The sequence below is a fragment of the Mesonia phycicola genome (assembly GCF_900141885.1).
Classification (GTDB): Bacteria; Bacteroidota; Bacteroidia; order Flavobacteriales; family Flavobacteriaceae; genus Mesonia; species Mesonia phycicola.
This window is the reverse complement of the sequence record NZ_FQYY01000005.1, coordinates 54,171-77,646: the sequence shown is the minus strand read 5'-3', so window position 1 is coordinate 77,646 and position 23,476 is coordinate 54,171. Positions and strand designations below refer to the sequence as shown.

Sequence of the window (23,476 nt, the reverse complement as noted above, 5' to 3'; positions counted from 1 at the left end):
ATTCTTGAAAGGCTACTCTAAAAAATATTTACCCCTCATCATAGGTGCTGCTTGTGCCATTGGTGTTTTTATTGGCTCTGCATTAGATTTCTCAGACTCTTCTGAGGGTTTATTTACTGCAAATGCCAAAAAAGAAAAATTAAACAGGCTTATAGATTATATTGACTATGAATATGTAGATGATGTAAATACAGATAGCATAGTAGATGTAACGGTAAATAGTATTTTAGAAGATTTAGATCCGCATTCTACTTATATTCCTAAACAAAAATACGACGCTCTTGCAGAAAACATGAAAGGTGATTTTGTAGGAATTGGCGTGAGTTTTTATACTTTAAATGATACCGTAGCGGTAATTAAACCTTTAGCAGACGGACCTAGTGAAAAAGCAGGAATAAAAGCTGGAGATAGAATTTTATATGCTAACGGAATAGAGCTAGCTCAAAAAGAAATAGATACAGATTCTCTTTCTTCTTTACTAAAAGGCGAAATAAACACAACGGTAAATTTAAAAATTAAACGAAACGGCGTTAAAAATTTATTAGATATTCCCGTAAAGAGAGGCCTTATTCCTATAAAAAGTGTAGATGCAGCATATATGCTTAATAATAAACTTGGTTACGTAAAAGTAAATAGGTTTGCAGAAACAACTTATAATGAATTTGAGAAAGCTATTACCAATTTAATAGCACAGGGAGCTACAGAACTTGCTTTAGATTTACGGGATAACGGTGGCGGTTACCTAGATCAAGCGGTTAAAATAGCGGACGAATTTTTAAAAGAAGGTAAATTAATAGTATTTACAAAAAATAAATCTGGAGAAATTAATAAAACCTTTGCTAGTAAAAAAGGGCGTTTTGAAAACACAAAAGTATTTGTACTTATTAATGAAAACTCAGCCTCTGCAAGTGAAATTGTAGCAGGTGCCTTACAAGATAACGATGTGGGTACTATTATAGGTAGAAGATCTTACGGTAAAGGCTTAGTGCAAAGAGAAATGAATTTAGGTGATGGCAGTGCAGTAAGGTTAACCGTTGCTAGATACTACACTCCCACCGGTAGGTCTATCCAAAAACCATATTCTCATGGTAGCAATGACAAATATTTTGAAGAATATCTAGCCAGATATAATAATGGGGAGTTATTGAGTAAAGACAGTATAAGTGTTAACGACTCTTTGCAATACAAAACCCCAAAAGGTAAAATTGTATATGGTGGTGGTGGTATTATTCCAGATGTATTTGTAGCCAAAGTAACAGATTATGAAAAAGAAAGCCTAAACTACATGCTTAAAGGCGGAGTAATGGATAGGTTTATTTTTAATATTCTTGAAGAAGACAGAGATTACTACAATAACTTATCGTTAGAAGAATTTAATCAGCAAGAAATTATTACAGATCAAATTTTAACCGATTTTATAGATTACTTAATGAAGTTTAATTTTGACTTTAAAACAAAAAATTACAAATATTTACTCAAAAAGTATCTAAAAGCAACCGTAGCAGAGCAACTTTTTGGCAGCAATGCATATCAAAAAATCATAAGCGAAGATGATTTAATGATTCAAAAAATTATAGAATTAGACAATCTCTAAGCTTCTGTTTTCTTTTTTATTTCTCTAGAAATAAGCAAAATTAGCATAAGCACTATTACACAAAGAGAAGACAGAACGCAAGCAACAGCAATTTTACTGTTTTCTCCCATAATGTCATTAAAATCGATTAGAGTGATGTTGTAGATTAATAATCCCAATGCAGATAACATCAAAAAATAAATAAAATACTTCATTTAATTAAACAAGTTTTGAATGTTAGCAGCAAATAACTTTACTGCAATGGCTAACAAAACTACACCAAATATTTTACGTATCACATTAATTCCTTGTTTTCCTAGTATTCTTTCTATTTTTCCTGAAGATTTTAGAACCAAATAAACAATTATAATGTTTACTAAAATAGCTATTATAATATTTATAGTATGGTATTCTGATCTTAAAGAAAGTATAGAAGTCATGGTACCAGCTCCCGCAATTAATGGAAAAGCCAACGGTACTATTGCTGCAGTTTCTGGAGCATCATCTTTGTAAAGTTGTATACCTAAAATCATTTCTATAGCTAAAAAAAATAGAATAAATGATCCTGCAACCGCAAAAGAGTTAACATCTATCCCAATTAAATTCAAAATTTCTTCTCCAACAAATAGAAATAAAATCATTAAAATAGCCGCCACTACAGAGGCTTTTTCACTCTCTACATGCCCTACTTTTTTTCTTAAATCAACAATAATCGGGATGCTTCCTATGATATCTATAACAGCAAAAAGGATCATTCCGGCAGTAAAAATTTCTTTCAAGTCAAAACCCATAACCAATAATTTTCAAAATGCGGTCAAAAGTATTTAATTTTCAAACCTTTGCAATAATTTTATGATAAAATATTTTCTAAAAATTTCAGATAAGATTGTCGCTTTAATTTTTGATACTTACAAAAAAATCATATTACCTTTGTCAAATGTTTCAGATAGGAAAAACCATAGTTTCAGAAGATATTATTGAGAAAGATTTTGCTTGTAATCTTTCTGCTTGTAAAGGCGCTTGCTGCGTAGAAGGAGAAGCTGGAGCTCCCGTAGAAAAAGAAGAAATAAATATTTTAAAAGATATTTATAGCAAGGTAAAACCTTTTTTAAGAGAAGAAGGTATTCGCGCTATAGAAGAACAAGGCACACATATTGAAAACGACTTTGGTGAGTTTGAAACACCGCTAGTAAATGGTGCCGAGTGTGCTTATGTAACTTTTGATGATAGAGGCACTGCTTTATGCGGAATTGAAGGTGCTTACAGAGCTGGTATAATAGACTGGAAAAAACCTATTTCTTGTGAGCTTTACCCTGTTCGTGTACAAAGTTACTCTCAATTTGCTGCAGTTAATTATCACCGATGGCCTATTTGTAGTGACGCCTGTAGCTTAGGGAAAGAATTACAAACTCCCATCTACAAATTTGTTAAAGAAGCACTCATTAAAAAATTTGGAGAAGATTGGTATATAGAATTAGAAAAGATTGCAGAAAATTATAAAAAGTAATGTTTCTGTCTAGAATATTTCCCTTCAAAATTTATTAAAATTCTTATTATAAATTCTGCTTTTATCACATATTTTGTGATAAAAAAGCGACCCCAATTTTAAGCAAGCCCTTATTTTTACTTGCTTAAAAACGATGTTAAAAACTTGTTGAAAACACAAAACTCTTTTTTTAACAAGTAGGCTTTTTATTTTACATCTTTGTTAGAAGCTCACTTAGAGAACTTTAACCAAAAGACTAAAATAATGGCGCAAGTAGAACCTATTCTTCAAGAAAATAAAGACCGTTTTGTAATTTTTCCTATACAGCACCAAGATATTTGGGAGTGGTACAAAAAAATGGAAGCTAGTTTTTGGACTGCGGAAGAAATAGACTTGCACCAAGATATTACAGACTGGGAAAACAAATTAAATGATGATGAAAAATACTTTATCAAACATATTTTAGCATTCTTTGCAGCTTCTGATGGTATTGTAAATGAAAATTTAGCAGAAAACTTTGTTAATGAAGTGCAATACTCTGAAGCTAAATTTTTCTATGGTTTTCAAATAATGATGGAAAATATTCATTCTGAAACCTATTCTCTTCTAATTGATACTTACGTAAAAAACGACCAAGAAAAAGATAAACTTTTTAACGCTATAGAAAATTTCCCTGCCATTAAGAAAAAAGCAGATTGGGCTTTAAAATGGATAGAGTCAGATTCTTTTGCAGAACGTTTAATTGCATTTGCAGCAGTAGAGGGTATTTTCTTCTCTGGTGCATTTTGCTCTATATTTTGGCTAAAAAAACGTGGCTTAATGCCAGGCTTAACATTTTCTAACGAATTAATTTCTCGTGACGAAGGCGTTCACTGTGATTTTGCTGTGCATTTACACAACAATCATTTGGTAAACAAGGTACCTAAAGAAAGAATTAGAGAAATTATAGTAGATGCACTCAATATAGAACGAGAGTTTATTACAGAATCTCTTCCCGCTAGTTTAATAGGAATGAATTCTAAATTAATGACTCAATACCTAGAATTTGTTACCGATAGACTTTTGGTAGAATTAGAGTGTGAAAAAGAATACGGCACCGCTAACCCTTTTGATTTTATGGAGATGATTAGTCTTCAAGGTAAAACCAACTTCTTTGAAAAAAGAGTAGGAGAATATCAAAAAGCAGGGGTAATGAATAAAGATAAAGATGATAACAAAATAAGTTTTGATGCAGATTTTTAAGCATTTTAAAAACTCTTCATCACTTTAAGTATAAAACACACCACTAATCAATTTTTTATTAGAAAAAGGTAAAACTATTTCTAACACTCAACCTTTAAAACCGTAGCAGCATGTATGTAATTAAAAGAAATGGACAAAAAGAGCCGGTAATGTTTGACAAAATTACCGCTAGAGTAAGAAAACTATGTTACAGCCTTAATCCGTTGGTAGAGCCTACCAAAGTTGCTATGCGCGTTATTGAAGGGCTTTATGATGGGGTAACTACTAGCGAGTTAGATAACTTAGCTGCAGAAGTTGCTGCTACTATGACTACTTCTCATCCAGATTATGCACAACTTGCAGCTAGAATTTCTGTTTCTAATCTTCATAAAAACACGAAGAAAACTTTTTCTGAAGTAATGACAGATTTGTATGAATATGTTAATCCACGTACAGGAAAAAAAGCACCATTACTTGCAGATGACGTATACCAAGTAATTATAGAAAATAAAGATTTTATTGATTCTAGAATTATTTATAACCGAGATTTTGGCTACGATTATTTTGGTTTTAAAACTCTAGAACGCTCTTATTTATTAAAGCTAAACGGCAAGATTGCAGAGAGACCACAACATATGCTAATGAGGGTTTCTATTGGTATTCATCTAAAAGATTTAGAGGCTGCTTTAGAGACGTATGAGTTAATGTCTAAAAAATACTTTACGCACGCCACCCCAACATTATTTAATTCTGGTACCCCAAAGCCACAAATGTCTTCTTGCTTTTTATTAGCAATGAAAGATGACAGTATAGATGGTATTTACGATACCTTAAAACAAACCGCTAAGATATCTCAATCTGCAGGAGGTATTGGTTTATCTATTCACAATGTAAGAGCTACAGGTTCTTATATTTCTGGCACCAACGGCACCTCTAATGGTATTGTACCAATGCTACGTGTATTTAATGATACTGCTCGTTATGTAGACCAAGGTGGCGGTAAACGTAAAGGCTCTTTTGCTATGTATGTAGAGCCTTGGCATGCAGATATTTTTGACTTTTTAGATTTAAAGAAAAACCACGGAGCAGAAGAAAGGCGTGCTAGAGATTTATTCTACGCTATGTGGATTCCAGATTTGTTTATGAAACGTGTAGAAGAAGATGCTAATTGGACGCTAATGTGCCCAAATGAATGTCCGAATTTATACAATATACACGGAGAAGAATTTGACCAACTTTATTTAAAATATGAAGCAGAAGGCAAAGGAAGAAAGACCATAAAAGCAAGAGAACTTTGGGAGAAAATTTTAGAATCTCAAATTGAAACAGGTACTCCTTATATGCTTTATAAAGATTCGGCTAACAGAAAGTCTAATCAAAAAAATCTAGGTACAATAAGGTCTTCTAATTTATGTACCGAAATATTAGAATACACTAGCCCAGACGAAGTAGCTGTATGTAACCTTGCTTCAATTGCTTTACCAATGTTTATTAAAGATGGTAAATTTGATCACAATGAGCTTTTTAAAATTACAAAAAGGGTTATTAAAAACTTAAATAAAGTAATAGACAGAAATTACTACCCAGTTGTAGAAGCAGAAAACTCTAATATGCGTCATCGTCCAGTTGGCTTGGGTGTACAAGGCTTAGCAGATACTTTTATTAAACTAAGATTACCGTTTACTAGTGACGAAGCTAAAAAGTTAAACCAAGAGATTTTTGAAACCTTATATTTTGGTGCCGTAACTGCTTCTATGGAGCTTGCCACTATTGAGGGACCTTATTCTACCTATAATGGTTCTCCTATTAGTATGGGAGAGTTTCAATACAACTTATGGGGAATTAAAGATGAAGATTTAAGCGGAAGATGGAATTGGGCAGAATTAAGAGCTAAAGTAAAAGAAAATGGAGTACGTAACTCTTTATTGCTAGCACCAATGCCTACTGCTTCTACTTCTCAAATTTTAGGTAATAACGAAGCATTTGAGCCTTATACTTCTAATATTTACACCAGAAGAGTACTTTCTGGAGAGTTTATCGTGGTTAACAAGCATTTATTAGAAGATTTGGTAAATTTAGGATTATGGACAGACGAAGTGAAAGATGCTATTATGCGCGCCAACGGATCTGTACAAAATATAGATATTATACCTGATAATTTAAAAGAGCTTTACAAAACTGTTTGGGAGCTGTCTATGAAAGATATTATAGATATGTCTCGCCATAGAGGTTACTTTATAGACCAGTCACAATCACTTAATTTATTTATGGAAGGCGCTACGATGGCAAAATTAACTTCTATGCATTTCTATGCCTGGAAAAGTGGTTTAAAAACAGGTATGTATTATTTAAGAACAAAATCTGCAGTAGATGCCATTAAGTTTACTTTAAAAAATGAAAAAAAATTAGAACCTCAACAGCAAGTTGCTGCCAAAGCTGCAGAAACATTAATGGCTAAAAATAGAAATGAAGAGTTAATTGCTCAGCCAGTTGCTCCAGATAGTAGTTCTTTATCTCCTGAAGAATTAAAAGCTATTATACAACAATCTAAAGAAGCTGAGGGAGATGATTGCTTAATGTGCGGGTCTTAATAGATTTTTAATTATATAATTTTGGCTAGTTAATAACTAAATCATTTTATTAACTAGCCTTTTTTTTTGCGTGAGCGATAGTAGTGGCATCCTTTTTTTACTTTGATATATGGTAAAAAAAGATAAAGCGAATAGCGCGGCCAGTAAGGCACGCCCAAAAAGACAAGTAGATTTACTCTTTCATTAAAAACAGGTTTACTATTTTTAGCGTTCAAAATAATATTCATGAATTGGGAACAATTACTTTCTTTAAAAAGATACAGAGATACTACTAAAAGATTACGCGCAGACCAAGATGATACCAGGTTAGGTTTTGAGGTAGATTATGATAGAATTATATTCTCTTCTGCTTTTAGAAGCTTGCAAGATAAAACTCAAGTTATACCACTTTCTAAAACAGATTTTGTACACACTAGATTAACACATAGTTTAGAAGTTTCTGTAGTGGGAAGGTCTTTAGGAAGAATTGTAGGGAAAAAAATTATTGAAAAACATCCGCAACTTTCTGTTACGCACGGATACCATTTTAACGATTTTGGGGCTATTGTTGCTGCAGCTGCTTTAGCGCACGATATTGGTAATCCGCCATTTGGTCATTCTGGTGAAAAAGCAATTGGCGAGTATTTTAAAACAGGAAACGGGAAACGTTTTAAAGAATATTTATCTGAAAAACAATATCATGATTTAACTCATTTTGAAGGAAATGCCAACGGTTTTAAGTTACTTACAGAAACAAAAAACGGCAATCTAGATGGTTTACGCTTGTCTTACGCAACACTAGGTGCATTTACTAAATACCCAAAAGAGTCTTTACCACATAAACCTACAAAGCAAATTGCAGATAAAAAGTTTGGCTACTTTCAGAGTGAAAAAGAAGTTTTTAGAGATATTGCTAAAGACTTAGGCTTAGAACAATCTGGAAAAGATGGAGATATACATTACAAACGACACCCATTAACTTTTTTAGTAGAAGCGGCAGATGATATTTGTTACACGATTATTGATTTTGAAGATGGTATTAATCTTGGCTTAATTGATGAAAGTTATGCCTTAGAATACTTAATTAAGTTAGTAAAAGATAATATTAATACAGAAAAATTTCACTCACTTACCAATACAGAAAGTAGGGTTAGCTACCTAAGATCACTAGCTATTAACACTTTAATACAAGATGCTGCTAGAGTTTTTATTGAAAATGAAGAGGCTATTTTAGCTGGAGATTTTCATGATTCTCTATTAGACAGATCTAATTATACCGCACAAATTAAAGATATTATTACCCTTAGTATTGAGAAAATATACCAAAGCCAAGAGGTAATTGAAAAAGAGATTGCTGGCTACAAAATGATTTCTACATTATTAGATACGTATACCAAAGCCATAGAAAATGCAGTGCACGGCAATACCACAAATTATGATAAACTTATATTACAGAGTTTCTTAAAAGATTTTGAGACCGAAAATAAAAGTACTTATGAGTGGCTAATACAATTAAGCTCTGAAGTTGCTGCACTTACAGATGGCAATGCTTTAAGAACCTTTCAAAAATTATCAGGAACTAAGTTAGGATAGAAAGAATTATAAAAAAAGCCCGTTATGAAAATAACGGGCTTTTTAGATATTATTTAAAGTATTAATCTGCTAAAACAATAGCTTTATTGTTTTTCATTTCTAGCACACCACCTTTTATAGGGAAGTGCCACTTTCCATCTTGTGCTTTATTAACAACTTCTTTTAAATCTTTTGAAATTTCAATATTACCTTCAACCTTAATTACTCCTTTTTCTAATACAGAAATGATTGGAGCGTGATTGTTAAGCATTTGAAACTCTCCCTCTATGGCAGGAACAGTTACTGAGTCTACTTCAGCACTTAATAAAACCTTTTCTGGAGATACAATTTCTAAATACATAGTTTTTGAGTTAAATAATAACCTAATTAAAGGGTATTAATTAATTTTTAAGCTTCAGCTAACATTTTTTCACCAGCTTCTATCGCTTCGTCAATATTACCTTTTAAGTTAAAAGCAGCTTCAGGGATGTGATCTAACTCACCATCCATAATCATATTAAAACCTTTGATAGTCTCTTTAATGTCTACTAAAACTCCTTTTAATCCAGTAAATTGTTCTGCAACGTGGAAAGGTTGAGATAAGAAACGTTGTACACGTCTTGCTCTAGATACAGCTAGTTTATCTTCTTCAGATAATTCTTCCATACCTAAAATAGCAATAATATCTTGTAATTCTTTATAACGCTGTAAAAGTTCTTTTACTCTTTGAGCACAATCGTAATGTGCGTCACCTAAAATATCTGCAGTTAAAATTCTAGAGGTAGAATCTAACGGATCTACTGCTGGGTAAATACCAAGCTCAGCAATTTTACGAGAAAGTACTGTAGTAGCATCTAAGTGAGCAAACGTTGTTGCTGGTGCTGGATCTGTTAAATCATCTGCAGGTACATAAACTGCCTGTACAGAAGTAATAGATCCTCTTTTAGTTGAAGTAATACGTTCTTGCATAGCTCCCATTTCTGTAGCTAAAGTTGGTTGGTAACCTACTGCAGAAGGCATACGCCCAAGTAATGCAGATACCTCTGAACCAGCTTGTGTAAAACGGAAGATATTATCTACAAAGAAAAGTACATCTTTCCCTTGACCTTCTCCTGCTCCATCACGGAAATATTCTGCTATAGTAAGACCTGATAATGCCACACGAGCACGTGCTCCTGGTGGTTCATTCATTTGTCCAAATACGAAAGTAGCTTTAGAATCTCTCATAGCAGTTTTATCTACTTTTTTAAGATCCCATCCACCGTCTTCCATAGAATGCATAAAATCGTCTCCGTATTTAATAATACCAGATTCTAGCATTTCTCTTAAAAGGTCATTTCCTTCACGTGTACGTTCTCCAACTCCTGCAAATACAGAAAGTCCACCGTGACCTTTTGCAATATTATTAATAAGTTCTTGTATAAGTACTGTTTTACCAACACCGGCACCACCAAAAAGACCAATTTTACCACCTTTTGCATAAGGCTCAATAAGGTCAATTACTTTAATACCTGTAAAAAGTACTTCTGTAGAAACAGATAAATCTTCAAATTTTGGAGCATCTCTATGTATAGAAAGTCCATCTTCACCAGTTTTAGGTAAATCACCTAAACCGTCGATAGCATCTCCAGTTACATTGAACAAACGTCCGTATACATCACCACCTATTGGCATTTGTATAGGATTTCCTGTTGCTATTACTTCTACTCCACGGCTTAAACCATCAGCAGAATCCATCGCAATAGTTCTAACTGTGTTCTCCCCTATATGAGATTGAACTTCTAGAACAAGCTTTGATCCATCTTTACGGTTAATTTCTAATGAATCGTAAATTTTTGGTAATTCAGCATTCTCTGTGTTAAACTCAACATCAACAACAGGGCCAATAATTTGTGCAACTTTACCTGTAACTTTAGACATTATCTAATTGTTTAATTTATAGTTTGTAATGTAGAAAAAAGGACTTACTTTTTTCGGCTGCAAAGATAGGTTATTTTTCTTAAATAATTTCTCCTAATTTTTGAAAAAAATTTTTATCCAAAAATCCTATTCTACAGTAACTGATTTTGCAAGGTTTCTTGGTTGATCTACGTTTTTATCTAGCATTAATGCTATATGGTATGATAGTAACTGTAAAGGTATGGTTGTCAACAATGGAGTAAATGCCTCTACTGTTTCTGGTACCTCTATTACATAATCTGCTAATTCACGTACTTCTTTGTCTCCTTTAGTAACAATACCAATAATTTTACCTTTACGTGATTTTATTTCTTGAATATTGCTTATTACTTTTTCATAATGCCCTTTACGTGTTGCTATAACTACCACAGGCATCATTTCATCTATCAATGCTATTGGTCCGTGCTTCATTTCTGCTGCTGGATAACCTTCTGCATGAATATAAGATATTTCTTTTAGTTTTAAAGCTCCCTCTAAAGCAACAGGGAAGTTGAACCCTCTACCTAAATACAAGAAGTTAGAAGCATCTTTATACTTACGAGCAACATCTGTAATGTGCTCATTAGACTGTAAAGCTTCTTTGATTTTATTAGGAATAAGCTCTAATTCTCTTAAATACAAATGAAAATCAGAATTACTTATGGTTCCTTTTTCTTTTGCTAATTTTAAAGCGATTAAGCTTAATACTGTTATTTGTGTTGTAAATGCTTTTGTAGATGCTACTCCAATTTCTGGACCGGCGTGCGTATAAGCTCCTGCATGAGTTTCTCTTGAAATAGAAGAACCTACTACATTACATACTCCAAATACAAATGCGCCTTTTTCTTTTGCTAATTTAATAGCCGCCATGGTATCTGCTGTTTCTCCAGATTGAGAAATTGCAATTACCACATCATCTCTATAAATAACTGGGTTTCTGTATCTAAATTCTGAAGCGTACTCTACCTCTACTGGTATTCTAGCAAAATCTTCAAAAATATACTCTGCTACCAAACCTGCATGCCAAGAAGTACCACAGGCTACAATTAAAATTCTTCTTGCATTTAAAAATTTAGAGATATTATCATCTACTCCAGCCATTCTTACAATGCCTTGATCTACCAACATTCTACCTCTATAGGTATCTGTTATAGCATCTGGTTGCTCGTAAATTTCTTTCAGCATAAAATGATCGTAACCATTTTTTTCAATCTGCTCTAAATTAATTTTTAATTTCTGAATATATGGATCTACAAGAGAGTCATTATTTATTTTTCTAATCTTTATCTCTTTACCTCTTCTAATTACAGCCATTTCTCCATCTTCTAAGTAAATAGCAGAACTAGTATATTCTATAAACGGTGAAGCATCAGATGCAATAAAAAACTCATTATCTCCAACTCCAATTGCTAATGGACTTCCTAGTCTAGCAACCACAATTTCGTCTGGTTTTTTCTTATCAAAAACAGCTATTGCATAAGCACCTACTGCTTGATTTAGGGCAATTTGCACCGCCTTTCCTAATTTTAAGCCTTCTTTTACCTGTACATCTTCTATTAGATTTACTAATACTTCTGTATCTGTATCTGAATGAAACTCGTAACCTCTTTTTATTAATTCTTTTTTAATAGTATCATAATTTTCAATAATACCATTATGAATAATAACTAAATCTCCAGAATTTGAATAATGCGGATGAGAGTTTTCATCGTTAGGCACTCCATGAGTTGCCCATCTAGTATGACCAATACCTACGGTACCATCTGTAGAGATTTCATTTTCTAATTTTTCTTGAAGGTCTGCAACTTTTCCTTTGGTTTTGCTTAGTTTTAATTGCTCTCCATCATAAAGTGCAATTCCTGCACTATCATACCCTCTATATTCTAATCTTTGTAATCCTTTTAAAACTATTGGATAAGCTTTTCTATGACCTATGTAACCTACTATTCCGCACATATTGTTTGATTATTCTTTTCTGTAAAATGTGTAGTATCAATAATGAAACAATACTACTCTACTTCTTCATTTAACACTTCTCTTGTATAAAAATCTTGGTAAGCTTGCCCAAATTCTTCTTTAGATTTAAATTCTAAACTCGGCTTATCTAGACCTGCTATGTAGGTTTTTAACTCTTCAGGAATTTCTTCACTTCCTTGTATTACTGCATCAGAGTTATCTATTGCTGTTTTCATGATGTTTACATAATCTGGTGTTGCCAAATGCGCTACAGTATCATCTTCTAAACCATCAAAAAGTACTTTTTTCTGCATTTCTTCATCTAAGGTCTCTTCAAAACCTTTACTATATACAGAAGTTACTATTTTTGAATTTTTAAATAATGGCTCATTACCATAGTAATTTCTTAAATACAATGGTAATAAAGAAGCAAGCCAACCGTGAACGTGAATAATATCTGGAGACCAGTTTAATTTTTTTACCGTTTCTATTACACCTTTAGCAAAAAAGATAGCTCTCTCATCATTATCTTCAAACAAATTACCATCTTCATCTGTAAAAGTGGCTTTTCTTTTAAAGTAATCTTCATTATCTATAAAGTAAACTTGCATTCTTTCTTTTGGAATAGAAGCTACTTTAATAATTAATGGCATATCTAAATCATTAATCACCAAGTTCATCCCAGAAAGCCTAATTACTTCATGTAATTGGTGACGTCTCTCATTAATATTTCCAAATCGAGGCATGAAAATACGTATTTGACCTCCTTGGCTGTTTACCATTCTTGGCGCCTCAAAAGACATTGATGATATTTCTGTTTCTGGTAAATAAGGAATAACTTCTGATGATACGTACAAAATGCGCTTATCTTTCATAAAATGTTGTACTCTTGATTATTAATATTAACGATAAATAACAGGCAAAATTACAAAAATTTATGCAGTTTGCCACTATTGTATTAATTTTGCCCGAGCTAAAATAAAGCGTTTTGCAAGTATATCAAGATAAACAGGGTGTTCAAAGCACTATTCAAGAGTTTAAAAAAAACTCTAAAATCGTTGGGTTAGTACCAACTATGGGGGCTTTACACGAAGGCCACCTCTCACTAATTAGACAAGCTAAACATGTTTGTGATCAGGTTGTGATTAGTATTTTTGTAAACCCAACACAGTTTAATAATGCGTCAGATTTAGAAAAATACCCTAGAACTTTAGAGGAAGACCTAAAGTTACTGAAACAAAATTTTAATGATTTAATCATATTTGCCCCTTCAGAAAAAGAGATTTATGGCAACGATATTCTTTCTGAAAAGTTTGAATTTGGAAACCTAGAAACTCAAATGGAAGGCAAACACAGAAGCGGTCATTTTGATGGTGTTGGCACAATTTTAAAACGATTATTTGACGTCACTAATCCAGATAAAGCATTTTTTGGAGAAAAAGACTATCAGCAATTGCAAATCGTAAAAAAACTGATAGAATTAACACAGCAAGATGTGGAGATTATTGGCTGCCCAATAAGCAGGGAAGAAAATGGTTTAGCAAGAAGTTCTAGAAACAAAAGGCTTACTTCTAAAGAACAAGACCAAGCTACGTTTATCTATAAAACTCTAGAAAAAGCTAGAAGTGAATTTGGCACAAAAAATGCACTAGTTTTAAAAGAAGAGATAGAAAATCTTTTTAAAAGTGAACAAGACTTTTTAAAGCTAGAATATTTTGAAATTTCTGATGCCAACACATTAGAACCCGTGGGAGAAACTATTGATAGTAATAAAAAATACCGAGCATTTATTGCTGCATATGCAAATGATGTAAGGTTAATTGATAATATTGCACTAAATTAAAAACGAAAGTTTAAAAAAAAGAAAATGCAAATACACGTTGTAAAATCTAAAATTCATCGCGTTAAGGTTACAGGAGCAGATCTTAACTATATTGGAAGTATCACTATAGATGAAGATTTAATGGATGCAGCCAACATTGTTGAAGGTGAAAAAGTTCAGATTGTGAATAACAATAACGGAGAGCGTTTAGAGACTTACGCTATTCCTGGACCTAGAAATAGTGGAGAAATCACTCTTAATGGTGCTGCAGCAAGAAAAGTAGCTAAAGGTGACGTTTTGATTTTAATTACTTACGCTATAATGGATATAGAAGAGGCTAAGAAATTTAAACCAGCTATTCTTTTCCCTAATGAAGAAAACAATCTTTTAAATTAATTGAAGAGAAAGAAATTAATAAAGCTATTAAAAACTATACTCCCACTAATGCTGGGAGTTTTTTTCGTTATATATTCTTTTCAAAGTGCCACTCCAGAAGAACGACAAATTTTATGGAGAAACATAAAACAAGCTAACCCTTTATGGATTGGTTTATCTCTAATTTTTGGAGTTTTTTCTCATCTTTCTCGCGCTTACCGTTGGAAATATTTACTACAACCGCTTGGTTATAAAGTAAAACTATCTAATAGCTTTATGGCTGTGATGGCTGGCTACCTTGCCAACTTAGGTATACCTAGATCTGGAGAGGTATTACGAGGTGCTACAGTAGCATCTTATGAAAATATACCTTTTCAAAAAGTTTTTGGAACTATTATTTCTGAAAGAGTTGCAGATTTAATCATGTTACTTCTAGTTATAATGCTAGCTTTATTTTTTCAATATGATTTATTATTCTTCTTTTTTAACGAGTACAATATCAATCCTATTTTAAGTCTTACTGCTTTAATCTTCCTTATTTTTATAGGCATATACACTCTTAAACTAATTAAAGGCTCTAAAAGCAATAAACTCGCTAAACTAAGAAACTTTCTTAATGGTATTTTAGAAGGAGTAACTAGTATTTTTAGAATTAAAAATACTGCCGCTTTTTTAATACATACTGTTTTTATCTGGGTAATGTACATTGCCATGTTTTGGATTATAAAATTTGCTGTACCAGGCACAGAGAACCTTAGTTTTTCATATATTTTAATTGCTTTTATTGTAGGCTCATTTGCAATTTCTTTAACCAATGGCGGTATTGGAGTATTCCCAATTGCTATTGGTGCTATTTTAATATTTTTTGAGGTACCTCAACAAGACGGCGAGGCGTTTGGTTGGCTAGTATGGGGCTCTCAAACCCTTTTAAACGTGGTTTTAGGTAGTTTGTCGTTGTTATTTTTGCCTCTTCTTAACAAAATTAAATAATTATTTTTCTTAAATTGCTAGGTAAGAAATAAGCAATTTATATTATGAAAAAATATCTACTCTTGCTAATTCTGGCTATACCAGTTTTAGCTGTTTCTCAGCCCAAATATTTATCTGTTGAATCAAAAATACTTAATCAAAAAAGAAACATAAAAATACAATTACCAAGGAATTACAGCTACAATACAAAAAAATCGTACCCTGTAGTTTATGTTCTAGACGGTGATTACTTATTCGAACCCGTGGCAGGTAACGTAGATTATTATAGCTATTGGGAAGATATTCCTGAAGCTATTGTAGTAGGTATTAACCAAAACGGATTAAGATTAGACGATACTACATACGATCAATCTAGTTACTTGCCTGTAGACGGAGGTGCTAATTTTTTTGAATTTTTGGGGATGGAGTTAATGCCATTGATAGATGAAGAGTATAGAACCGCAAAATTCTCTATTGCAATTGGCCATGACCTTACTGCAAACTTTATAAACTACTATTTGTTTAAAGAAAATCCATTATTTAAAGGCTACATTAACTTAAGTCCTGACTATGCACCAGAAATGCATGATAGAATTTTCAATATCTTAGAAACTTCTCAAGAAAAAATATGGTACTACATCGCTACGGGAACCCAAGATGTAGGTAAACTAAGAACAGACATCACAAAACTCAACACTAGACTATCTGGTTTAAATAACGACCTTGTCAATTATTATTATGATGATTTTGAAGGCCAAAACCACTACAATCTAGTTGGTAATGCTATCCCCTCGTCTTTAGAGCAAATATTTTCTGTATACAGACCTATTACTCAGTATGATTATAAAAAACTAAGAGAAAATGAAAAAATAACAGAGTATTGTAATTTTTTAGAAAATAAATACAAAGAGATACAGGACTTGTATGGTTTAAGTATAAAAGTAAGACCAAATGATATTTTAGGGATATCAAACATAATTATAGAAAAAGAAAAATGGGAGCAATTAAAAGATTTATCTAAAGTTGCAGAAAGAGAACACGGTGAAACTATGTTAGGTAATTATTTAATGGGATATTATTATGAACAAGAAGGAAAACCTAAAAAAGCATTAAAAGAATACCAAGCCGCTTATTCTAAAGAAAAAATTGCATTTTTGAACCAAGATTTTATGATTGAAAAAATGGATCAAATTAAAGCAGATTTCGGAGAATAAAATATATGGCAAAAACTAAAACGTCTTTTTATTGTCAAAATTGCGGTGCGCAATATGCTAAATGGCAGGGGCAATGTTCTTCTTGCAAACAATGGAATACTATTGCTGAAGAAGTAATACAAAAAGAAGACAAGAAAGATTGGAAAGCATCCTCATCTAGCTCAAATGCTAAACGAGTTGCTAAACCAACTTTAGTAAATGAAATTAAATACGAGCAAGAATCTCGCTTAAACACTAATAATAATGAGTTAAATCGTGTATTAGGCGGAGGGCTTGTTCCTGGCTCGTTAACACTTCTTGGAGGTGAACCAGGTATTGGGAAGAGTACATTGCTTCTTCAAATATCATTAAACTTAAAACATAAAACTCTCTATGTTTCTGGAGAAGAAAGTGCACAGCAAATTAAAATGCGAGCAGAACGTATTAACCCCAACCCTGCAAACTGCTACATTCTTACAGAAACAAAAACACAAAATATATTTAGGCAAGTAGAAACAATAGAACCAGAAGTGGTGATTATAGATTCTATACAAACCTTGCATAGTGATTTTATTGAAAGCTCTCCTGGTAGTATCTCTCAAATTAGAGAATGTACAACAGAGCTTATTAAATTTGCTAAAGAAACGCATACTCCTGTTCTTTTAATTGGACATATAACTAAAGAAGGAAGTATAGCTGGGCCTAAAATTTTAGAACATATGGTAGATACTGTTCTTCAATTTGAAGGTGACCGTAATCACGTATATAGAATTTTGCGTGCGCACAAAAATCGTTTTGGCTCTACTAATGAATTAGGAATTTATGAAATGCAAGGAGAAGGCTTACGCGAAGTAAGCAATCCTTCAGAAATATTAATATCTAAAAGTGATCAAGAACTTAGTGGTACTTCAATTGCCGCAACTTTAGAAGGTATGCGCCCTCTAATGATAGAAATTCAAGCCTTAGTAAGTAGCGCTGTGTACGGTACTCCGCAACGATCTACCACTGGGTATAACGCTAAAAGGCTAAATATGTTACTAGCTGTATTAGAAAAGCGTGCCGGATTTAGATTAGGAGCAAAAGATGTATTTTTAAATATAACTGGCGGAATTTCTGTAGATGATCCCGCAATAGATTTAGCTGTAATTGCCGCCATATTATCTTCTAATGAAGATATTTCTATAGCACGAGATATTTGTTTTGCTGCAGAAGTAGGTTTAGCAGGAGAAATTAGACCTGTAACTAGAGCTGACCAACGCATTATCGAAGCAGAAAAATTAGGTTTTGCCACCATTATGGTTTCTAAACAAGTTAAACTTCCAAAGAAAAATTTTAATATTCATATTCAAAAAGTTTCTCGTATAGAAGAAGTCGTAGAATATTTATTTGGGTAAGCAGTAAATATTTACAGACATAAAATAAAAAAAGCCACTCTTAAAATGAGTGGCTTTTTTTTAATATGAATACTCTTACTGCTCTGTAAGTAGTCTTGAAATTTCATCTAGACGAGGGGTTAATATCACCTCTATTCTTCTGTTTTTTGCTTTTCCTTCTGCAGTTTCATTAGTTGCAATAGGGTTATGCTCTCCTCTACCTGCTGCAGTTAACCTTTCTTGACTTATACCTTTGTTTTCTTCTAATATATGTACAATTGCAGTAGCCCTTTTAGTAGAAAGATCCCAATTATCGCTTAAAGCACCATTACCTCCATAAGGTACATTGTCTGTGTGTCCTTCTATTAAAATATCTATATCTTTATTCTCTGCTAATACATACCCTAACTGTTTTACTGCCTGCTGACCTTGACTACCTACAGCCCAACTACCAGAATCGAACAATAATTTATTTTCCATAGAAACATAAACTTTACCATCTCTTCTTTCTACAGTTAAACCTTTACCTTCAAAATTGGTAAGTGCCGCAGAAAGACTGTTTTTAAGAGAGTTCATTTTTGCCTCTTTTTCTTCAATCATAGCTTCAAGCTCATCTATTCTTCTAGATTTTTGTTGTAAAGATTTACTTATTCTTTCTAGCTCTTCTTTCTCTCTACCTAAAGCCTTTTGTTTTTCTTCTAATTCTTTAAGAAGTTCTCTATTTTGCTTTGAGTTTTCTGCCAATGCAGATGAGCTATTTTTCTCTAAAGCATTATAAGAATTTTGCAAGTTTTCATATTTTGCCTGTGTAGAAGTGTTAGCGCTAGCTAATTTATCATATTCATTTTTCAACTCTGTTAATTGCTCTCCTAACACCGCTAACTCTTCTGAGTGTACATTATTTACATCTTCACAATCATTAAGATTATTTTTTAAACTAGAGTTTTCTTCTGTAGCTACTGCTAAACGGTCTTCTAATTCTTTATATTTTTTAGCTGGCACACAAGCAGTGGTTAACGCAAAAGCAACTGCAGGAATAATAAAAGCTTTTTTCATCATTATTTATTATAAATTATTTAATTCTACTAATATAGGGCAATGATCACTATGATATGCCTCTGGTAATATAACGGCTCTTTTTATTTTTTCTTGTAAAGGAGCAGATACCATATTATAATCTATACGCCAACCTTTATTATTTGCACGCGCATTTGCACGATAGCTCCACCAAGAGTATTCTATTTTTTCTGAATTTAAATAGCGAAAAGAATCTACAAATCCGCTATCTATAAAATTACCTATCCACTCCCTTTCTACAGGTAAAAACCCAGAGGTGTTTTTTAGTCTTACAGGATCGTGAATATCTATAGCTTCGTGACAAATATTATAATCTCCTCCAATTACCAAATTAGGTTTTTCTACTTTAAGTGTGTTAATGTACTCTTGAAAATCTGCCATGTATTGTAGCTTATGCTCTAATCTTTTAATATTAGTGCCAGACGGTAAATAAAGACTCATTACAGATACGCCATCAAAATCTGCTCTAATATTTCTACCTTCAAAATCCATATAATCTATCCCAGTACCATAAGTTACTTTGTTTGGCTCAATTTTACTTAAAATAGCTACTCCGCTATATCCTTTTTTTTGCGCAGGATACCAATAACAATATTTATAGCCTAAATCGTGAAAAACAGACTCATCAAATTGATCTGGATTGGCTTTAATTTCTTGAAGACAAACTACATCTGGATTTGCTTGAGAAAGCCAGGTTGCAAAATCTTTACGTAGTGCTGCTCTAACTCCGTTAACATTATAAGAGATAATTACCATGAATTGTTTTTTAAACAAAAATAGAATTTTTTAATAAGCTTCACCTTGACTAGGTATTATTCATAAAAATAAATTCATTTTAAGCTAAAAGCATTTAAAATAAAATATTTTTGAAAACCTTTAGTTTTAAACTTAATGAGAATCTTTACTCTTTTGTTTTTTCTCTTTGGCTTTTCTATGTGTATGAAAGCTCAAGAAATTTCTACTGACTTTCAAAAAAAGAGAGTTTCAGTAAAAGACACTATTGTTATAGATACGGTAAGCATAAATCCATCTTTTTTTAAATTAAGTAACTTTAAAAATCAAGAAATAGCCTCTTCTAATTATAAAGTAGATTTTGCAAAATCTATATTAATAATTACAGATAGCCTAAAACAAAAAAATGATTCTTTAATTATAGAATATAAAAAATATCCAGATTTTTTAACTCGTCGTTATTATCAATTTGATCCAAAAGTAATTACAAATGGAAGTTTAAATCAACGGATTTATACGATGGGACAAAAAAATAAAGCTTCCACGTTCACTCCGTTTGAAGGTTTAAATACAAGTGGTAGTATTTCTAGAGGTATTACTACTGGCACCAATCAAAACACGGTATTAGACTCTGAGTTAGATTTACAAATTTCTGGTAAAATAGCCCCGCAAGTAAATTTACGTGCATCTATTCAAGACTCCAATATCCCTATTCAAGAAAGTGGTTATTCTCAAAATTTAGATGAATTTGACCAAATATTTATTGAGCTTTATGGTAAAAACTGGAATGTAAGAGCTGGAGATGTAGATCTAGTACAAAGTGAATCTTATTTTGCTAGTTTTACTAAAAAAGTGCAAGGTTTATCTGTAGGCGCCACTTTAAACCCTACAGGTAATAGTACTAATGTCTATGCTGCTGGGGCCTTGGTAAAAGGGGTATTTACAAGAGATAAGTTTGACGGGCAAGAAGGTAACCAAGGGCCTTATAAATTAAATGGAGCTAATGGTGAGTTATATGTAGTAATTGTATCTGGGAGTGAATCTGTATTTGTAAATGGTATACAGTTGCAACGGGGTGAAAATGAAGATTATATTATTGATTACAATGCGGGGGAAATTATATTTAATTCTACCTTTCCTATTACTTCAGAAATGAGAATTACGGTAGAATTTCAATATTCAGATCAAAATTACTCTCGTATTATAGCTATGGCTGGAGCAAAACATAATTCAGAAAAATTACAAATTGGTGGTTTTTTATATTCTGAAAATGATTTAAAAAACCAAGAACTTCAACAAAGTTTAAGTGATGAGCAAAAGCAAATTTTATCTGATGCAGGAGACGATGCTACAGCTATGTATGCTGAAAGTGCTATCGAAGATACTTTTGACGAAGGCAAAGTGCTTTACAAAAAAGAAATAATTAACGGAGAAACTATTTATATATACTCTATTAATCCGGAAGATGATCTTTATAATGTAAGCTTTACACTAGTAGGTAATAATCTTGGCGATTATGTGCTTACCAGCTCTTCTGCAATAAGTAATATTTACGAGTATGTAGCGCCAATAGATGGCGTTAAACAAGGAAATTATGCACCATTAACGCAATTATTTGCTCCTACAAAATTACAAATTGGTGTAATTAATGGTTCTTACCTACCTTCTAAAAAAACAAGTATAGATTTTGAATTGGCCGGAAGTAAAAATGATGAGAATTTATATTCTGATTTAGATGATGATGATAATGATGGTGTTGCTACGCGAATAAATGTTAAGCAAACAGTATTAGCTTCAGAAAAAAGCCAACTTAATGCTTTTGCAAATTTTAATTACCTACAAGAAAATTTTAATAGCATAGAACTTTTATACAATATTGAGTTTGATAGAGATTGGAATTTACCCACAACTACTAATGGAGATCAAAACTACTTAAATACTGGCTTGCAATACTCAAGCAAAGATTATGGTACAATACAATATAGTTTTCAGAATTTAAAATATACAGACAGCTACAATGGTAACCGGCAACTACTTCAATCTAAATCTAGATTTGGGAAACTACAAATACAAACCAATAGTAGTTATTTAAAAAGTGAAGCTAATAATTATAACTCTGAGTTTTTAAGAATTTATACCAATACTGTTTACAGCTTTAAAAAAGCTTGGAGTGGCTTAAAATTTGAATTAGAAGATAATTTACAAGAAGATAGCGAGACAGGTGAAATAACCAACACAAGTCAAAAATATAAAAGTTACGAGGTGTATACCGGTGTAGGAGACAGCACTAATTTGTATGCAGAAATAGGTTACACACACCGTGTGAATGATAGTTTAAGAGACGTTTCTTTAAAGCGAGTAAATAGCTCTAATACCTATTATATAAAATCTACACTAATTAACTCTAACGATACCAAATTATCCCTCTATGCTAATTATAGAAAGTTAAGCAATGAAGATGAAGACACAGAAGACGAGCAATCTTTAAACTCTAGAATACTTTACAATCAATTTTTATTTAACAAAATTGTAAACCTCAACACTACTTACGAAACAAGTAGCGGAACGCTCGCTCAACAAGAATTTACTTATGTAGAAGTTAATGCTGGAGAGGGAACCTACACTTGGTTAGATTATAATGGCAACGGAGTACAAGAACTTAATGAGTTTGAAATAGCTTCTTATTCAGATGAAGCAAAATATACTAGGGTATTACTTCCTAATCAAATTTACTTAAACACTCACCAAAATAAATTTAGTCAAATTGTTACTTTAAACTTTCAGCAGTGGAGTGGCGATAAAAATTTCAAGAAATTTTTATCTAAATTTTATAACCAAACCTCTTATTTAATTGACAGAAAAATTGAACGCGAAGAAGATAATTTTGATTTAAACCCTTTTAATGATACAGAAGATGAACTAGCCGTTAATTTTAACTTTAAAAACACTATTTATTTTAATAGAGGTAAGCAAAATTACACCACCTCTTATTCTTACATTTCTACTAGAAATAAAAATTTATTATCTACAGGTTTACAGGAAAGTGAAATAAAAAGCCATCAAGTTAACTTTAATCACAAGTTTAATAATAGTTGGCTAGTATCATTTACAGATAAATTAACCGAGACTAAAAATACTTCAGAAAATTATGAGAGTCAAAATTACAAGATTAATGGATTTACTATTAATCCAGAGTTGTCTTATTTGCTTTCACAAAATACTCGGTTCAATGTCTTTTATCAATTTCAATCTCAAGACAACAAAATAGGAGATTTAGAAAAACTTCAACAAAACAAATTAGGTACTTCGTTTACATTTAATAACACTCAAAAATATTCTTTTAACGGAGAGCTTAATTATATTTACAATAACTTTGAAGGAGACTCTTTTTCTACCGTAGGTTACCAAATGCTTCAAGGCTTACAAGCAGGTAAAAACTACACTTGGTCACTATTAGCACAAAAGAAACTGACCGATTATTTAGATTTAAACCTCTCTTATTTTGGCAGAAAAAGTGAAGGTTCTACTACCATACATACAGGTACAGTGCAATTAAGAGCATATTTTTAAATAGCTTTTTTCACTTTCTTATTTAAAAAGTAGTAATTTTCGTCAAAAA

At 32.2% G+C, this 23,476-nt stretch carries 19 protein-coding genes; 11 read left to right on the top strand and 8 right to left on the bottom strand.

The features are described 5' to 3' along the window. Window positions 1–4: 4 nt before the first annotated feature. Window positions 5–1,594, top strand: a complete 1,590-nt coding sequence (locus BUC03_RS08295) for a S41 family peptidase (protein WP_073150281.1) — start codon at window positions 5–7, stop codon at window positions 1,592–1,594. On the opposite strand, the gene BUC03_RS08290 is transcribed toward BUC03_RS08295, so the two are convergent. Next, entirely contained in the window at window positions 1,591–1,788 is a 198-nt protein-coding gene (locus tag BUC03_RS08290) for a hypothetical protein (RefSeq protein WP_073150278.1), read from the bottom strand. The genes BUC03_RS08295 and BUC03_RS08290 overlap by 4 nt on opposite strands. Continuing rightward, window positions 1,789–2,364: a MarC family protein gene (locus BUC03_RS08285; protein ID WP_073150276.1), complete on the bottom strand. Its 576-nt coding sequence runs from the start codon at window positions 2,362–2,364 to the stop codon at window positions 1,789–1,791. A gap of 146 nt (window positions 2,365–2,510) precedes the next feature. Between BUC03_RS08285 and BUC03_RS08280 the strand changes: the two genes are divergently transcribed. From BUC03_RS08280 to BUC03_RS08265, 4 genes are all read left to right on the top strand, one after another. Beyond that, the gene (locus BUC03_RS08280) at window positions 2,511–3,080 is read left to right on the top strand and encodes a DUF3109 family protein (protein ID WP_073150274.1); all 570 of its coding nucleotides are present in this window, start codon (window positions 2,511–2,513) and stop codon (window positions 3,078–3,080) included. A 243-nt stretch (window positions 3,081–3,323) separates the two neighbouring features. Continuing rightward, window positions 3,324–4,301, top strand: coding sequence for a ribonucleotide-diphosphate reductase subunit beta (locus BUC03_RS08275; RefSeq protein ID WP_073151005.1), 978 nt, complete (start codon window positions 3,324–3,326; stop codon window positions 4,299–4,301). Window positions 4,302–4,411: 110 nt separating this feature from the next. Next, a complete protein-coding gene (locus tag BUC03_RS08270) occupies window positions 4,412–6,871 on the top strand; it encodes a ribonucleoside-diphosphate reductase subunit alpha (RefSeq protein ID WP_073150271.1) in 2,460 nt (819 codons plus the stop codon). 225 nt (window positions 6,872–7,096) lie between these two features. After that, entirely contained in the window at window positions 7,097–8,443 is a 1,347-nt protein-coding gene (locus tag BUC03_RS08265; RefSeq protein ID WP_073150268.1) for a deoxyguanosinetriphosphate triphosphohydrolase, read from the top strand. A 61-nt stretch (window positions 8,444–8,504) separates the two neighbouring features. Here the strand turns inward: BUC03_RS08265 and BUC03_RS08260 are convergent, their stop codons facing one another. The 4 genes from BUC03_RS08260 to BUC03_RS08245 form a co-directional block, all read right to left on the bottom strand. Then, on the bottom strand, window positions 8,505–8,783 hold the full coding sequence (locus tag BUC03_RS08260; protein WP_073150266.1) for a F0F1 ATP synthase subunit delta/epsilon: 279 nt from the start codon (window positions 8,781–8,783) through the stop codon (window positions 8,505–8,507). A 47-nt stretch (window positions 8,784–8,830) separates the two neighbouring features. Then, on the bottom strand, window positions 8,831–10,342 hold the full coding sequence (atpD, locus tag BUC03_RS08255) for a F0F1 ATP synthase subunit beta (RefSeq protein ID WP_073150263.1): 1,512 nt from the start codon (window positions 10,340–10,342) through the stop codon (window positions 8,831–8,833). Window positions 10,343–10,468: 126 nt separating this feature from the next. Further along, window positions 10,469–12,316, bottom strand: a complete 1,848-nt coding sequence (gene glmS / locus BUC03_RS08250; protein WP_073150260.1) for a glutamine--fructose-6-phosphate transaminase (isomerizing) — start codon at window positions 12,314–12,316, stop codon at window positions 10,469–10,471. 53 nt (window positions 12,317–12,369) lie between these two features. Next, window positions 12,370–13,191: a glycogen/starch synthase gene (locus BUC03_RS08245; protein ID WP_073150257.1), complete on the bottom strand. Its 822-nt coding sequence runs from the start codon at window positions 13,189–13,191 to the stop codon at window positions 12,370–12,372. 113 nt (window positions 13,192–13,304) lie between these two features. On the opposite strand from BUC03_RS08245, the gene panC reads away from it, so the two are divergent. Genes panC through radA form a run of 5 tightly spaced genes read left to right on the top strand, consistent with a single transcriptional unit; the run spans window position 13,305 to window position 18,069 of the window. Further along, window positions 13,305–14,159: a pantoate--beta-alanine ligase gene (panC, locus tag BUC03_RS08240; RefSeq protein WP_073150254.1), complete on the top strand. Its 855-nt coding sequence runs from the start codon at window positions 13,305–13,307 to the stop codon at window positions 14,157–14,159. 24 nt (window positions 14,160–14,183) lie between these two features. After that, entirely contained in the window at window positions 14,184–14,534 is a 351-nt protein-coding gene (gene panD, locus BUC03_RS08235; RefSeq protein ID WP_073150251.1) for an aspartate 1-decarboxylase, read from the top strand. A gap of 48 nt (window positions 14,535–14,582) precedes the next feature. Continuing rightward, complete coding sequence (locus BUC03_RS08230; protein ID WP_073151002.1) at window positions 14,583–15,503, top strand: lysylphosphatidylglycerol synthase transmembrane domain-containing protein; 921 nt, start codon at window positions 14,583–14,585, stop codon at window positions 15,501–15,503. A gap of 44 nt (window positions 15,504–15,547) precedes the next feature. Continuing rightward, on the top strand, window positions 15,548–16,696 hold the full coding sequence (locus BUC03_RS08225; protein WP_073150248.1) for an alpha/beta hydrolase: 1,149 nt from the start codon (window positions 15,548–15,550) through the stop codon (window positions 16,694–16,696). Window positions 16,697–16,701: 5 nt separating this feature from the next. Then, entirely contained in the window at window positions 16,702–18,069 is a 1,368-nt protein-coding gene (radA, locus tag BUC03_RS08220; protein ID WP_073150245.1) for a DNA repair protein RadA, read from the top strand. 75 nt (window positions 18,070–18,144) lie between these two features. On the opposite strand, the gene BUC03_RS08215 is transcribed toward radA, so the two are convergent. After that, window positions 18,145–19,107, bottom strand: coding sequence for an OmpA/MotB family protein (locus BUC03_RS08215; protein ID WP_073150242.1), 963 nt, complete (start codon window positions 19,105–19,107; stop codon window positions 18,145–18,147). A gap of 6 nt (window positions 19,108–19,113) precedes the next feature. After that, a complete protein-coding gene (locus tag BUC03_RS08210) occupies window positions 19,114–19,881 on the bottom strand; it encodes an exodeoxyribonuclease III (protein WP_073150239.1) in 768 nt (255 codons plus the stop codon). A gap of 183 nt (window positions 19,882–20,064) precedes the next feature. Here BUC03_RS08210 and BUC03_RS08205 point away from each other — a divergent pair, with 183 nt between their 5' ends. After that, complete coding sequence (locus BUC03_RS08205) at window positions 20,065–23,427, top strand: hypothetical protein (protein WP_234971615.1); 3,363 nt, start codon at window positions 20,065–20,067, stop codon at window positions 23,425–23,427. Window positions 23,428–23,476 lie beyond the last annotated feature (49 nt).